Genomic DNA, 14062 nt, shown 5'->3' with positions numbered 1-14062 from the left:
CAACGTCGTCGACAAGGAGTGACATGACCGTCTACGCCAACCCGGGTACCGAAGGTGCCGTGTTCAGCTACGCCCCCCGCTACGACCACTTCATCGGGGGCGAGTACGTCCCGCCCGCGAACGGGCAGTACTTCGAGAACCAGACCCCGGTCACCGGAGCCGTGTTCACCGAGATCGCCCGAGGCACCGCGGCCGACGTGGACCGAGCGGTCGAGGCGGGATGGAAGGCGTTCCCCGCCTGGTCGAAGACGAGCGTCGCCGAGCGCGCGGTGATCCTCAACCGCATCGCCGACCGCATGGAGGAGCACCTCGAGGAGATCGCCGTCGCCGAGAGCTGGGAGAACGGCAAGCCGGTCCGCGAGACCCTGGCCGCCGACATTCCCTTGGCGATCGACCACTTCCGCTATTTCGCGGGGGCGATCCGCGCTCAGGAAGGCGGCATCTCGGAACTCGACCACGACACGGTCGCCTACCACTTCCACGAACCGCTCGGCGTCGTCGGGCAGATCATCCCCTGGAACTTCCCGATCCTCATGGCGGTGTGGAAACTCGCACCGGCGCTCGCCGCAGGCAACTGCGTCGTGCTGAAGCCGGCCGAGCAGACCCCGGCGTCGATCCACCTCATCGTCGACCTCGTGAAGGACCTGCTGCCGGCCGGCGTGCTCAACGTCGTCAACGGTTTCGGCATCGAGGCCGGCGCCCCGCTGGCGTCCCACCCGCGGATCCGGAAGATCGCGTTCACCGGTGAGACCACGACCGGTCGCCTGATCATGCAGTACGCGAGCGAGAACCTCATCCCGGTGACGCTGGAGCTCGGCGGCAAGAGCCCGAACGTGTTCTTCGAGGACGTGGCGCGCGAGCACGACCAGTACTACGAGAAGGCGCAGGAGGGCTTCAGCATGTTCGCCCTGAACCAGGGCGAGGTCTGCACCTGCCCGAGTCGGGCGCTCGTCCAGCGCTCCATCTACGACGGCTTCGTCGGCGACGCGCTGACCCGCATCGGCACGATCAAGCAGGGCAACCCGCTCGACACGGACACGATGATCGGTGCCCAGGCGTCGAACGACCAGCTCGAGAAGATCCTCTCCTACATGGACATCGGCAAGCAGGGCGGCGCGAAGCTGCTCATCGGCGGCGAGCGAGCCGACCTCGGCGGTGAGTTGAGCGGCGGGTTCTACGTCCAGCCGACCGTCTTCGAGGGGACGAACGACATGCGGATCTTCCAGGAGGAGATCTTCGGGCCCGTGCTCGCACTCACGAGCTTCGCTGACTACGACGAGGCGATCTCCATCGCGAACGACACCCTCTACGGCCTCGGCGCCGGTGTGTGGAGCCGTGAGGCGACGACGCTGTACCGGGCCGGGCGGGCGATCGAGGCGGGACGCGTCTGGTCGAACACCTACCACCAGTACCCGGCGCACGCGGCGTTCGGCGGGTACAAGCAGTCGGGGATCGGCCGGGAGAACCACAAGATGATGCTCGACCACTACCAGCAGACGAAGAACCTGCTCGTGAGCTACGCGGAGGGGCCGATGGGCTTCTTCTGATCACATCCCGGTCCCTGAGCCCCCACCCGGTCCCTGAGCTTGTCGAAGGGCGCCCTTCGACAGGCTCAGGGACCGGCGGAGGGGCAGGGCCGGATGCACGACACGACGAAGGAGGACACCATGACCGGACGGGTCGACGTCACCGACGCTGCGGCCGCACTGGTGCGGGAGATGACCGCGCTGCACGGACCGCTCATGTTCCATCAGTCCGGCGGATGCTGCGACGGGAGTTCGCCCATGTGCTACCCCGTCGGGATGTTCCGCACGGGCGCGGTCGACGTCCTGCTCGACACGCTCGACGTGCCCGGGCTCGACGCGCCCGTCGAGGTCTACATGTCGCGTTCCCAGTTCGAGTACTGGAAGTACACGCACCTGACGATCGACGTGGTGCAGGGGCGCGGCAGCGGGTTCAGCGTCGAGGCCCCGACGGGGCAGCGGTTCCTCATCCGTTCCCGCATGCTCGACGACGCCGAACTGGAGCGGTTCGGACTCGTCGACAGCGCGCCGGACTGAGCGCTCGCGACCGATGCGGCCGATGGCGTAGACTGGGCACACGCCCGTCGGGCGCCCGTGTCGGTCTCGTGCAACGCTCTGTTGCTCCACGACGACCAGTCGGGCCCGACGCCCGTCTCTTCCGGCCCCTCGGCCGATGAGGCTCTTCGACTGCTCAGGAGGAGCATGCCGCACACCGGCCAGCAACGCCGTTCCCAGGGGCGTTCCAGCACCCGTTCATCTGGCCGCTCGAACCCCAGAGGATCCTCGTCGCGTCACGACGACGACGCGCCGATCATCCCCATCCTCGCCCGCAAGGTGCGCGAGGTCGAGGCGAAGGCGCAGAAGGGCAAGGTCGGGCCAACCAACCGGACCAAGTACCAGGTCATCGCCTTCCTCGTCCGCGAGGAACGCGCCAGGGTCAAGGCCGACACGAGTTACAGCGACGCCACGCGGGCCGAGCTCCTGAAGCGCCTCGACGGTGTGGCGACCATCCTCGCCAAGACGGCGGCGCGCGACACCTCGCTCATCCAGCTCCTCGAGGCCGACGCCGCGACGAGCCCCGTCGCGCAGCGGCTCCGGCGCGACTGGCTCCTCGAGTCGGGCGCCGAACTCAGCGCCGACGAACTCATCATCACCGTCGAGAAGCCCGTCGTGGAATCAGTCGTCCCGGCCGAGCTCGCCGAGAAGCAGGTCATCCCGCAGTCGGTCAAGGCACGTCAGTTGGCCAATCCGTTCCTCGCCCCGGACTTCAGCCAGGCGGCACCGCAGCCGACCGTGCGTCGACGACTCGACAGCTGGGAGCTCATGGGCCCCCTGTATAAGGCGTTCGAGCTCGGTTCCGGCGGGGGAGCGGCCTCGATGGACCTGCCCGAGGCCCCGAAGCTCGACCGGCTCTCGCCGCGCGGCCTCGAGGTCATGAAGCACCAGGCGCGCTTCGTCGAGAGCGTCCGTGAAGGACACCGTTCCTTCCTGCTCGCCGACGAGCCGGGCCTCGGCAAGACCGCGCAGTCGGTCCTCGCCGCCTCGGTCGCTGAGGCGTATCCACTCCTCGTCATCGTCCCGAACGTCGTCAAGATGAACTGGGCGCGCGAGGTCGAGCGCTGGACGCCGCACCGACGCGCCACGGTCATCCACGGCGACGGCCAGGCGCTCGACGCCTTCGCCGACGTCATCATCGTGAACTACGAGGTCCTCGACCGCCACCTCGCCTGGCTCGGGACGCTCGGCTTCCGCGGCATGGTGGTCGACGAGGCGCACTTCATCAAGAACCTCCACTCCCAGCGCTCGCAGCACGTGCTGTCACTCGCGAACCGGATCCGGAAGGCGACGCCCGGCCAGGACCCGCTGCTGCTCGCGCTGACGGGTACGCCGCTGATCAACGACGTCGAGGATTTCAATGCCATCTGGCAGTTCCTCGGCTGGATCAAGGACGGCAAGCCGACCGCCGAACTCATGGAGCGGCTCGAGGACACCGGCCTGACCCCGGCCGAGCACGCCTTCTACGCCGCCGCGCGGTCCGCCGTCATCGACATGGGCATCGTGCGCCGCAAGAAGCTCGACGTCGCCAAGGACCTGCCCGCCAAGCGCGTCGCCGACCTCCCGGTCGAGCTCGACGACGAGGCGATCCGGTCCATCCGCGACGCGGAGGCCGAGCTCGGGCAACGGCTCAAGTCCCGCTACGTGCGGGTCCTGGAGTCGCGTGGTGAGCGCGTCGACGCGCTGCACGAGCCGAACACCGACCTCATGCGCATGGTCGCCCAGGCCGAGCTCGACGAGTCCAAGGCCGCCGGTGGCACGGAGAACGTGTTCACCATGATCCGCAAGATCGGTCAGGCCAAGGCCGTCCTCGCCGCCGATTACACGGCGCAGCTCGCGAGGTCCGTGGGCAAGGTCGTGTTCTTCGCGAAGCACATCGACGTCATGAACGCGGCCGAGCAGTTGTTCGCGGGTCGCGGCTTGAAGACGGTGTCGCTCCGCGGCGACCAGACCGCGCAGGCGCGTCAGGCCGCGATCGACGCGTTCAACACCGATCCGGAGGTCGCGGTCGCGGTCTGTTCGCTCACCGCCGCCGGCGTCGGCGTCAACCTGCAGGCCGCGTCCAACGTCGTGCTCGCCGAGTTGTCCTGGACAGCCGCCGAGCAGACCCAGGCGATCGACCGCGTGCACCGCATCGGTCAGGAGGAGCCGGTCACCGCCTGGCGCATCATCGCCGCGCACACGATCGACGCGAAGGTCGCGGAACTCATCGACAGCAAGCAGGGCCTGGCCGCTCGCGCGCTCGACGGAAGCGACCAGGACGTCGCGTCGGTCGACTCGGTGCAGCTGAACGCCCTCGTCCACCTGCTCCGCGAGGCACTGGGCGCCTGACGTCCGGTTCGTCCGACCGGGTGACCACAGGTCGCCCGGCCGGACGTCGTCGGCTGGTCAGACGCCGAGTGCCGCCTTCACCTGAGCGAGCGACGGGTTCGTCGCGGTCGAGCGGTCGGGGAAGATCACCGTCGGGACCGTCTGGTTGCCGCCGTTCAGCGAGGCGACGAGGTCGGCGGTCCCCGGGACCTGCTCGATGTCGACCTCGGTGAACGGGATGCCGGCTGCGGACAGCTGATGCTTCAGTCGGGCGCAGTACCCGCACCAGGTCGTGGAGAACATCGTGATGCCGCCATCGGCGGGCAGGTAGTCGTCGGCACTCATCCCAGCAGCCTAACCCCGGTGGACGAGGCACCGACCCTCTGGGCCGGAGGACCGTCCGCGCCGGATGAAGCACCGTCGGCGAGACGGTATTGTCGGGGATGACTCCCGGCACCTGAGGTGCCCCGATCCCCATGAGGACTGTTGATATGAGAATTGGTGTGCTCACGAGCGGCGGCGACTGCCCCGGCCTGAACGCGGTCATCCGAGGAGCGGTCCTCAAGGGGACGAAGATCCACAACCAGGAGTTCATCGGCATCCGCGACGGCTGGCGAGGAGTCGTCGAGGGCCTGACGATGCCGCTCGACCGCCACAGCGTGCGTGGTCTCGCCAAGCAGGGTGGCACCATCCTCGGCACGAGCCGCACCAACCCGTTCGAAGGACCGCACGGCGGCCCGGAGAACGTCCAGCACACCATGGACCGGCTCGGCATCGACGCGCTCATCGCCATCGGCGGAGAGGGCACGCTCGCCGCGGCGAAGCGGCTGACCGACGCCGGCCTCAAGATCGTCGGCGTCCCGAAGACGATCGACAACGATCTCGACGCCACCGACTACTCCTTCGGCTTCGACACCGCCGTCGAGATCGCGACCGAGGCCATCGACCGTCTCCGGACGACGGGCGAGTCCCACAAGCGGTGCATGGTCATCGAGGTCATGGGCCGGCACGTCGGCTGGATCGCCCTGCACGCCGGTATGGCGGCGGGTGCCCACGCCATCCTCATCCCGGAACAGCCGCAGTCGATCGAGCAGATCTGCGAGTGGGCGGACAGCGTCTACCAGCGCGGTCGCGCCCCGATCATCGTCGTGTCCGAGGGCTTCACGCTCGACACCATGGAGACCGCGCACTCCGAGAAGGGACTCGACGCATTCAACCGTCCCCGTCTCGGCGGCATCGCCGACGTGCTCGCACCCGAGATCGAGCGCCGCACGGGCATCGAGTCCCGCGCGACCGTGCTCGGCCACCTGCAGCGCGGCGGCGTCCCGAGCGCCTACGACCGCGTGCTCGCCACCCGCCTCGGTATGGCCGCCATCGACTCCGTCATGGCCGGCGACTGGGGCACGATGATCGCACTCCGCGGCACCGAACTCGTCAACTGCCGCTTCGAAGAGGCGCTCGGCAAGCTGAAGACCGTGCCGCAGGAGCGCTACGACGAAGCGGCGATCCTCTTCGGCTAGACACCCGCCGCACCGACGACGCCCCTGCTCCGGACGGAGCAGGGGCGTCGTCGCTTCCGATCAGGCCGGATCGGTGTCCGTGAGTTCGAGCACATCGAGCAGCCAGGCGAGCTCCTCGGCGCGCTCACGCCACGCGTTGTAGCGGCCGCTCACTCCGCCGTGCCCGGCGCTCATCTCGATCTTCATCAGCGCCGGTGCACCGGCGTCCCGCAGACGGGCCACCCACTTCGCGGGTTCCACGTACAGCACGCGGGTGTCGTTGAGGCTCGTCGTCGCGAGGATGCGCGGGTAGCGCTTCGCCGGGTCGACGTTCTCGTAGGGGCTGTACGCCTTCATGTACGCGTAGACCTCGGGGTCGTGGAGCGGATCGCCCCACTCGTCCCATTCGATGACCGTCAGGGGGAGCGACGGGTCGAGGATGCTCGTCAGCGCGTCGACGAACGGGACGCCGGCGAGGATGCCCGCGAAGCGGTCGGGAGCACGGTTCGCCACGGCGCCCATGAGGAGGCCACCGGCGCTGCCGCCCTCGGCGACGAGCCGGGCAGGCGTCGTCCAGCCCTCGCGGATGAGGTGGTCGGCCACGTCGACGAAGTCGCTGAAGCTGTTCTGCTTGTGGAGCTTCTTGCCGTCCTCGTACCAGTGACGCCCGAGTTCGCCGCCGCCGCGCACATGGGCGATCGCGAAGGTCACGCCGCGGTCGAGCATCGACAGCCTCGCGATCGAGAAGGACGGGTCCATGCTGGCCTCGTACGAGCCGTACCCGTAGAGGTGGAGCGGCCCGGGCCCCTGGACACCGACCCGGCGCACGATGGAGATCGGCACGCGGGTCCCGTCCACGGCCGTCGCCCACTCCCGGAACTGCTCGTAGTCCGCCGGGTCGTAGTCGCCGAGGACCGGCTGCTGCTTGCGCACGAAGCGTTCGCCGGACCGGACGTCGAGTTCGAGCACCGTTGACGGCGTCACGAGGGACCCGTATCCGAACCGGAGCATCGGTTGAGCCCACTCGTTGTTGCCGTGCCAGCCCACGGTGGACAGCGGTTCGTCGAAGGCGATCTCGTCGATGTCGCCACTCGTCGAGTCGAGCAGGCCGATACGCGTGAGGCCGTCGCGCCGATAGGAGACGGTGGTCACGGCCTCGAACGCCTCGACGTCCTCGAGCCGGCGCTCGCTGCTGTGCGCGACGACGACCCGCGCCGTGCCGAGCGGATCCGAGAGTGGCACCTCGACGAGCTCGAAGTCCGGCGCGTCCCGGTTGTGCAGGATGAGCAACCGGTCTGCACCGTCGGCCACCCGGTGTTCGACGCTGTACTCGACGCCGTCGGTCCGCGGCCAGACGATCCGCGCCTCCTCGGACAGCGCGTCGGCGGGGACGAGTCGGGTCTCGCTCGTGACCGAGGAGCCGGCCTCGATCAGGAGCAGCGCGCGGCTGCGGGTGAATCCGGCACCGACCCAGAACCGCTCGTCGGGCTCGTGGAAGAGGACCGTGTCGTCGTCCTGGGACGTCCCCACCCGGTGCAGGTGCACGGTGTCGGGGCGCCAACTCTCGTCGACCGTCGTGTAGACGATGGCGGTGCCGTCGGGGGAGAACTCCGCACCGCCCGCGGTCCCGAGGAGCTCGTCGTCGAGGTCGACGCCACTCGCGAGGTCCCGGACACGGACGGTGTACCGCTCGTCGCCTTCGACGTCGACGCCGTAGAGCAGTCGCGTGCCGTCGTCCGACACGTCGAAGCTGCCGAGGGAGAAGAACTCGTGGCCCTCCGCCTCGACGTTGGCGTCGAGGATGATCTGCTCGCCGGGGGCCGCGCCGCCCTCGGGCAGGGTCGGCGGCGTCCAGTCCTCCGGGTCGGCGACCGGGATGCGACACTGGATGCCGTACTGGCGGCCTTCGACACTGCGGCCGTAGTACCACCACGCACCGGAACGGGTCGGGACCGAGAGGTCGGTCTCGAGCGTGCGACTCTTGATCTCCTGGAAGATGCGCTCGCGTAGTCCGGCCAGATGGGCCGTCTCCTGCTCGGTGTAGGCGTTCTCCGCCTCCAGGTGCGCGATCACCTCCGGTGACTCCTTCTCGCGGAGCCATTCGTACGGGTCCACCACGGTGTCGCCGTGGTGGGTGCGTTCGGTCGGTCGGGTCTGGGCACGGGGGGCAGAGAGCTTCGCCATGGTCCAACGCTAGTCGAGGCGCGCCCTCCCAGCCCGCTCGGAGCCATCCGAGGGCCGCCGGGTCTAGCGTGGGGTGATGACGACCATCCCAACATTCGCGCTCAACGACGGTTCGAGCGTCCCCGCGATCGGTTTCGGCACGTACCCCCTGCGAGGCCGCGAGGGTACCGACGCCACGCTGTCCGCCATCGACGCGGGCTACCGACTGATCGACACCGCCGTGAACTACCGCAACGAGGACGCCGTCGGCGCCGCGGTCCGCGAGACCGACGTCCCCCGCGACGAACTCGTCGTCGCGACGAAGCTGCCCGGCCGCGACCACGGCTTCGAGGAGACCATCACCTCGTGCCGCGGATCCCTGGCCTCGCTCGGCCTCGACCACATCGACCTGTACCTCATCCACTGGCCGAACCCCTCCGTCGGCCGCTTCGTCGAGTCGTGGAAGGCCATGATCCAGCTGCAGCGCGAGGGCCTCGTCCGCAGCATCGGCGTCTCGAACTTCACCGAGGAGTTCCTGACCCGCCTCGCCGACGAGACGGGTGTGCTGCCGGCCGTCAACCAGGTCGAGCTGCACCCGTACTTCCCGCAGGAGGAGCTCCTCGCCTTCCACCGCGAGCACGGCATCGTCACCGAGGCGTGGAGCCCGCTCGGCAAGGCACAGGCGCCGTTCGCCGAGGAACCCGTCGCAGCGGCCGCCGCGGCGCACGAGGTCTCACCGGCGCAGGCCGTCCTCCGCTGGCACCACCAGCGCGGCGTGCTCCCGATCCCGAAGTCCGCGTCCCCGGAACGCCAGCGCACGAACATCGACGTCTTCGGCTTCGAACTCACCGACACCGAGGTGCAGGCGATCACCGCACTCGGGCGGACGGACGGCAGGCTCTTCGACGGAGACCCCAACACCCACGAGGAGATGTGAGTCCCGGCGGGCGTCCGCGCGCCCGCCGGCACCCCTCCTAGACTTGGCCGGGTGAAGCCCAGACGTCGTCGCCTGTCCCCGGTCCGTGCCCGCTCGTCCCGGGTGCTCCTCGTCGCCCTGGCACTGGCGGTCGGAGCGCCGCTCGTCGCGACCCTGGCGAGCACCCAGCCCGCCACCGCCGCCGCTCGGACCGACGTGTCCGACTTCACCTTCGCGTCCTTCGACGGCGACTACACCCTGAGCCGTGGCGGCGACGGTCAGGCCGAGCTGCGCGCGGTCGAGACCTTCGTCGCGGAGTTCCCCGACTCCGACCAGAACAAGGGCATCATCCGAGCGATCCCGGACGAGTTCGACCGGGCACCACTGCACACGGAGATCGTCTCGGTGACCGACGCCGACGGTGCGCCCGTGGAGTGGGAGACCGACCGCGATGGTGACTTCCTCGAGCTGTCGCTCGGGACGGACGACTACGTGCGCGGCACGCAGAGCTACGTCATCACCTACACGCAGCGCGGCGTCGTCGGCGCCTATCGCGACACACGCTCCGACGAGTTTTACTGGGACGCGCCCGGGACCGGCTGGGACCAGCCGTTCGCCGACGCCAGCATGACGGTGCGGGTCGCGCCCGACATCGCCGACGCGCTCACCGGTGACGGCGCCTGCTACCGCGGGGATCCGGACGACAGCTCGCCGTGCGACCTCGCCCAAGCGGAGGACGCCGACGGAGACGTCTTCACGACCTCCTCCGTCCCGCTGCAGGCCCGCCAGACGCTGACGGTCGCGATCGGGTTCGAACCGGGCACGTTCGTCCAACCGGCCCGCCCCGGCGAGGCACCGGTCTTCTCCATCGTCCCGATCGTCCTCGGCGCGCTGTCGGCCGCGGGGCTCGGAGCACTCCTGTGGATCCGACTGCGCTTCTGGCGGGACCACCCCGGTCGTGGCGTCATCGTGCCGCAGTACTCCGCCCCGAAGCAGATGAACCTCCTGCTGGCGGGCGACCTCGCCGGACGCGCCGCCTCGTCGATGGCCGCCGAGATCGTCAGCCTCGCCGTCCGCGGCAAGCTCCGGATCGTGGACGGACCGGGCAAGAAGGACTACTCCCTGCAGTACCTCGACGACAGCGCGACGGATGAGCAGGAACGGCGCGTGCTCGCCGCGCTCTTCCCCGACCGGAACCGACCGCGGGAGATGAAGGAGGTCGACCCGGCGCTCGGCAAGGCGGTCACCGCGGAACTCGCGGCCGCCAAGCGGAACGCCCTCGCCCTCGGCCTCCGACGCTCGGTCTCCTCCGGGCGGGCGTGGATCATCGTGGGGGCGCTCGCCGTCCTGGGCGTCGCCGGGATCGTCTTCTTCGCGGTCGCCTACTCCCAGCGAGCGGACAACGGCTGGTCGGTCGCCGCGCTCTTCGTGACCGGGATCGCGCTACTCGCGGGGATCGTGTTGGCCATCGCGCCGAAACCGCTCACCGCCACCGGTGCCGATGCGCGGGACGAGTTGCTCGGCCTCCGCGACTACCTCGCGCTGGCGGAGCAGGACCGCTTCCGCATGTTGCAGAGCCCCGACGGTGCCGAACGGGTGGACCTCGGCGACCCCGGCCAGCTCGTCCGGGTCACCGAACGGCTCCTGCCCTTCGCCGTACTCTGGGGCGTGGAGCGCGAGTGGGCCAAGGAACTCGGTATCCGCTACGAGCAGGCCGGGAGTGCGCCGTCGTGGTACGCCTCGAACACCCCGTTCCAGGCGGCGATGTTCGCGAACGCGTTCTCCGGCTTCTCCGGATCGGCGTCGAGTACGTCGGCGTCCTGGTCGACCAGTGGGGGAGCGAGCTCGTCCGGCGGCTCGACGGGTGGCGGCTTCGCGGGCGGCGGCGGAGGCGGCGGAGGCGGCGGCGGGCGCTGATCGGCGTCGAGTTGACCTCGACCGGGCAGGGTGTAAGGATCGTGTACGGCGGGTGAACCGCCCGTATCCAGCACGTGAATTCCCCCCAAACATCTCGTCGGGGAGCACTGTGTCCGTATTCGCTCCGCCTCGAGAAAGACACCAGTGGAACTCGTTACCCTGACTGTCGTGCTGGTCATCGCACTGGCACTGTTCTTCGACTTCACGAACGGGTTCCACGACACGGCGAACGCCATGGCGACCCCGATCGCCACGGGCGCCCTCAAACCGAAGACCGCCGTCCTGCTCGCCGCGATCCTCAACCTCGTCGGTGCGTTCCTGTCCACGGAGGTCGCGAAGACCATCTCGGGCGGGCTCATCCGAGAGGGCGAGGGCGGCATCCGGATCGGACCGGAGCTGATCTTCGCCGGACTCATCGGCGCGATCGTCTGGAACATGCTGACCTGGCTCCTCGGTCTGCCGTCGTCCTCCAGCCACGCGCTGTTCGGCGGGCTCATCGGCGCGGCGATCGTCGGCGCCGGCTTCGGCTCGATCGACTTCGGTGTCGTCCTCTCCAAGGTCATCCTCCCGGCGTTGATCGCCCCCGTCACGGCGGGTCTGGTCGCCTACTCGGCGACGAAGCTCGCCTACCGGATCACGCGCCGCTACGACGGCAAGCCCGACGGTCGCGACGGGTTCCGGTACGCGCAGATCTTCTCCTCGTCCCTCGTCGCCCTCGCGCACGGTACGAACGACGCACAGAAGACCATGGGTGTCATCACGCTCACCTTCATCGCGGTCGGGGTGCAGGCGGTCGGGACCGGCCCCGAGCTCTGGGTCATCGTCGTCTGCGCCCTCGCCATCGCGCTCGGCACCTACATGGGCGGCTGGCGGATCATCAAGACCATCGGCACAGGGCTCACCGACGTCAAGCCGGCGCAGGGCTTCGCGGCCGAGACGAGCACCGCCGCCACGATCCTCGCGTCGAGCCACCTCGGCTTCGCCCTCTCCACCACGCAGGTCGCCTCCGGCTCCGTCATCGGCTCCGGCCTCGGGCGACGCGGATCGAAGGTGCGCTGGGGGACCGCCGGGCGCATCGCCCTCGGCTGGTTGATGACCCTGCCCGCGGCCGGCATCGTCGGGGCACTCGCCGCCGCCGTCGCCCACCTCGGCCTCGTCGGCATCATCATCGACGCCGTGGTGGGGGTCGGTGTCATCCTCACCATCTTCCTCATCTCGCGCCGGAACCAGGTCGACCACAGCAACGTCGTCAGTGAGGTCGCCGACTCCGGTCGTGCGGTCAAGATCAAGCGCAACCCCAAGCCCAAGAAGGTGAAGAAGTGATCGACTGGGCAGCATTCCTGATCGTCTTCGCGACGTCGCTCATCGGTGCGACCGCGATCGTCAGTCTGTACTCCCTCGGGCTCCGGCTCCTGACCACCGCCGGGCGCGTGCCCGTGGTGGCGCCGGCCGAGTTCACCGATGCGATCACGGTCATCACGCCGGAGGAGGCCGCGAAGGCGGCGAAGCGGGCCGCGAAGGCCGCTCGGAAGAACCCGTTGACTCCGGCGCAGCAGAACCTGGCCCGCGCCGGTGCCTACGCCTGCTTCGCCCTGTGTGCGGCGGCGGTCCTCTTCGGCATCTACCTGATCGTGCCGTTCTTCCACCAGGGCTGACCCCTAGGGTTCGCCAGCGCACCGCGCTGACGCGAGCGCGGGCCTCCGGTACGGGACCGATCCGTGTGGGGGCGCCAGCGCGGTGCGCTGACGCGAACCGCACCTACCCGGCATGGCCGCGGGTTACACACGTGAGCGCGGGGCTCCAGAGACCCGCGCTCACGCGTACGACCCGCGCTGACGCCAGCGCACCGCGCTGACGCACCCGCACCGGACGGGTCAGGCGGTCTTCCGCCAGCGGCCGATGGTCGTCATCACGTGGTAGATGACGATCGCGGCGATCGTGCCGAGCGCGATCCCGTTGAAGCTGACGTCGCCACCCGCCACCCAGGTGAAGTCCGCGATGCCGATGATGAGCGCCGTCGCGGCGGTGAACTGGTTGACGGGCTTCGAGAAGTCGACCTTGTTGTCGAGCCAGATCTTCACCCCGATGATCCCGATGAGTCCGTACAGGGCCGTCGTGACGCCGCCGAGGACGCCCGCCGGGATGGTGTTGATGACCGCACCGACCTTGGGGGAGAGGCCGAGGAGGACCGCGAACAGACCGGCGACCCAGTAGGCCGCCGTGGAGTAGACCCGAGTCGCCGCCATGACGCCGATGTTCTCGCCGTAGGTCGTCGTGCCCGAACCGCCGCCGAAGCCGGCCAGCATCGTCGCCAGACCGTCGGACAGGAGCGCGCGACCGGTCTGCTTGTTCACCGAGGCGTCGGTCATCTGCGCGACGCCCCGGATGTGCCCGACGTTCTCGGCGATGAGGACGAGCACGACGGGGAGGAACGCCGGGAGGACCGCCCAGACCGCCGGGTTCGAGATCGGGTTGTCCGCGAGGTGGAACTCGGGGAGGCCGACCCACGCGGCGTCCGCGATCTTCGAGAAGTCGATCTCCTGACGGATCGCCGCGACGATGTACCCGACCACGACACCGATGACGATCGACAGTCGGCCGAGGATCCCGCGGAAGACGACGGTCGACAGGATGACGGCCGCGAGCGTCACGAGGGCGGTGATCGGAGCCGCCACGAAGTTGTTCTTCGCGGCGGGGGCGAGGTTGAACCCGATGAGCGCGACGATGGCACCGGCGACGACCGGCGGCATGAGCGCATCGATCCACCCGGTGCCCGTGACCTGCACGATGACGCCGACGAGCGCCAGGAGGAGCCCCACCGCGAGGATGCCGAAGAGGGCGCTGCCCATGCCCTGGCTCGCGACCGCGGCGGAGATGGGGGCGATGAAGGCGAATGACGAGCCGAGGTAGCTCGGCACGCGGTTCTTGGTGATGACGAGGAACAGGATGGTGCCCACACCCGAGAAGAACAGCGTCGTGGTGGGCGGGAACCCGGTCAGCACGGGGACGAGGAACGTGGCGCCGAACATCGCGACGACGTGCTGCATGCCGAGGCCGATGGTCCGCGGCCAGGTGAGCCGTTCTCCGGGGCCGACGATCGCGTGGGTCGGGACGTGCTTGCCGTCGCCGTGCAGAGTCCAGGGCAGCGCCATGTGAGCTCGATTCCGTGAGGAGGGTGC

11 protein-coding genes are annotated in these 14062 nt (G+C 69.3%); 8 read left to right on the top strand and 3 right to left on the bottom strand.

All coding sequences use genetic code 11. The annotated features are described in order from the left end of the window. Positions 1 to 23: 23 nt before the first annotated feature. From GV015_RS15105 to GV015_RS15095, 3 genes are all read left to right on the top strand, one after another. Positions 24 to 1547: an aldehyde dehydrogenase family protein gene (locus tag GV015_RS15105; protein WP_159879125.1), complete on the top strand. Its 1524-nt coding sequence runs from the start codon at positions 24 to 26 to the stop codon at positions 1545 to 1547. Between the two features lie 120 nt (positions 1548 to 1667). Further along, a complete protein-coding gene (locus tag GV015_RS15100) occupies positions 1668 to 2060 on the top strand; it encodes a DUF779 domain-containing protein (protein ID WP_079707135.1) in 393 nt (130 codons plus the stop codon). Between the two features lie 165 nt (positions 2061 to 2225). Further along, positions 2226 to 4409, top strand: a complete 2184-nt coding sequence (locus tag GV015_RS15095; RefSeq protein ID WP_159879123.1) for a DEAD/DEAH box helicase — start codon at positions 2226 to 2228, stop codon at positions 4407 to 4409. Positions 4410 to 4466: 57 nt separating this feature from the next. Here the strand turns inward: GV015_RS15095 and GV015_RS15090 are convergent, their stop codons facing one another. Continuing rightward, entirely contained in the window at positions 4467 to 4733 is a 267-nt protein-coding gene (locus GV015_RS15090) for a mycoredoxin (protein ID WP_064294490.1), read from the bottom strand. A 146-nt stretch (positions 4734 to 4879) separates the two neighbouring features. On the opposite strand from GV015_RS15090, the gene GV015_RS15085 reads away from it, so the two are divergent. Beyond that, a complete protein-coding gene (locus tag GV015_RS15085) occupies positions 4880 to 5908 on the top strand; it encodes a 6-phosphofructokinase (protein ID WP_064294489.1) in 1029 nt (342 codons plus the stop codon). Between the two features lie 60 nt (positions 5909 to 5968). On the opposite strand, the gene GV015_RS15080 is transcribed toward GV015_RS15085, so the two are convergent. Further along, positions 5969 to 8071: a S9 family peptidase gene (locus tag GV015_RS15080; RefSeq protein WP_159879121.1), complete on the bottom strand. Its 2103-nt coding sequence runs from the start codon at positions 8069 to 8071 to the stop codon at positions 5969 to 5971. A 76-nt stretch (positions 8072 to 8147) separates the two neighbouring features. Here GV015_RS15080 and GV015_RS15075 point away from each other — a divergent pair, with 76 nt between their 5' ends. The 4 genes from GV015_RS15075 (at position 8148) to GV015_RS15060 (ending at position 12538) form a co-directional block, all read left to right on the top strand. Then, positions 8148 to 8987, top strand: a complete 840-nt coding sequence (locus tag GV015_RS15075) for an aldo/keto reductase (RefSeq protein ID WP_159879119.1) — start codon at positions 8148 to 8150, stop codon at positions 8985 to 8987. 51 nt (positions 8988 to 9038) lie between these two features. Further along, the gene (locus GV015_RS15070) at positions 9039 to 10883 is read left to right on the top strand and encodes a DUF2207 domain-containing protein (RefSeq protein ID WP_159879117.1); all 1845 of its coding nucleotides are present in this window, start codon (positions 9039 to 9041) and stop codon (positions 10881 to 10883) included. A 144-nt stretch (positions 10884 to 11027) separates the two neighbouring features. Next, complete coding sequence (locus tag GV015_RS15065) at positions 11028 to 12206, top strand: inorganic phosphate transporter (protein WP_079707130.1); 1179 nt, start codon at positions 11028 to 11030, stop codon at positions 12204 to 12206. After that, positions 12203 to 12538 (top strand): peptidase, encoded by a 336-nt coding sequence (locus tag GV015_RS15060; RefSeq protein ID WP_079707129.1) that lies wholly within the window; start codon positions 12203 to 12205, stop codon positions 12536 to 12538. Before GV015_RS15065 ends, GV015_RS15060 begins: the two co-directional genes overlap by 4 nt. Before the next feature lie 219 nt (positions 12539 to 12757). On the opposite strand, the gene GV015_RS15055 is transcribed toward GV015_RS15060, so the two are convergent. After that, a complete protein-coding gene (locus tag GV015_RS15055; RefSeq protein WP_079707128.1) occupies positions 12758 to 14035 on the bottom strand; it encodes a uracil-xanthine permease family protein in 1278 nt (425 codons plus the stop codon). Between the last annotated feature and the right edge of the window lie 27 nt (positions 14036 to 14062).

It is taken from the genome of Plantibacter sp. T3, from assembly GCF_902506515.1.
In the GTDB taxonomy this organism is placed as follows: Bacteria; Actinomycetota; Actinomycetes; order Actinomycetales; family Microbacteriaceae; genus Plantibacter; species Plantibacter auratus.
The sequence above is the reverse complement of the archived record's forward strand: the minus strand, read 5'-3'. Positions and strand labels throughout refer to the sequence as shown.

Excerpts from the sequence above, each read along its gene's own strand:
- GV015_RS15055 (WP_079707128.1), bottom strand. The coding sequence starts at position 14,035 with ATGGCGCTGCCCTGGACTCTGCACGGCGACGGCAAGCACGTCCCGACC.
- GV015_RS15095 (WP_159879123.1), top strand. The coding sequence starts at position 2,226 with ATGCCGCACACCGGCCAGCAACGCCGTTCCCAGGGGCGTTCCAGCACC.
- GV015_RS15085 (WP_064294489.1), top strand. The coding sequence starts at position 4,880 with ATGAGAATTGGTGTGCTCACGAGCGGCGGCGACTGCCCCGGCCTGAAC.
- GV015_RS15080 (WP_159879121.1), bottom strand. The coding sequence starts at position 8,071 with ATGGCGAAGCTCTCTGCCCCCCGTGCCCAGACCCGACCGACCGAACGC.
- GV015_RS15105 (WP_159879125.1), top strand. The coding sequence starts at position 24 with ATGACCGTCTACGCCAACCCGGGTACCGAAGGTGCCGTGTTCAGCTAC.
- GV015_RS15075 (WP_159879119.1), top strand. The coding sequence starts at position 8,148 with ATGACGACCATCCCAACATTCGCGCTCAACGACGGTTCGAGCGTCCCC.
- GV015_RS15090 (WP_064294490.1), bottom strand. The coding sequence starts at position 4,733 with ATGAGTGCCGACGACTACCTGCCCGCCGATGGCGGCATCACGATGTTC.
- GV015_RS15100 (WP_079707135.1), top strand. The coding sequence starts at position 1,668 with ATGACCGGACGGGTCGACGTCACCGACGCTGCGGCCGCACTGGTGCGG.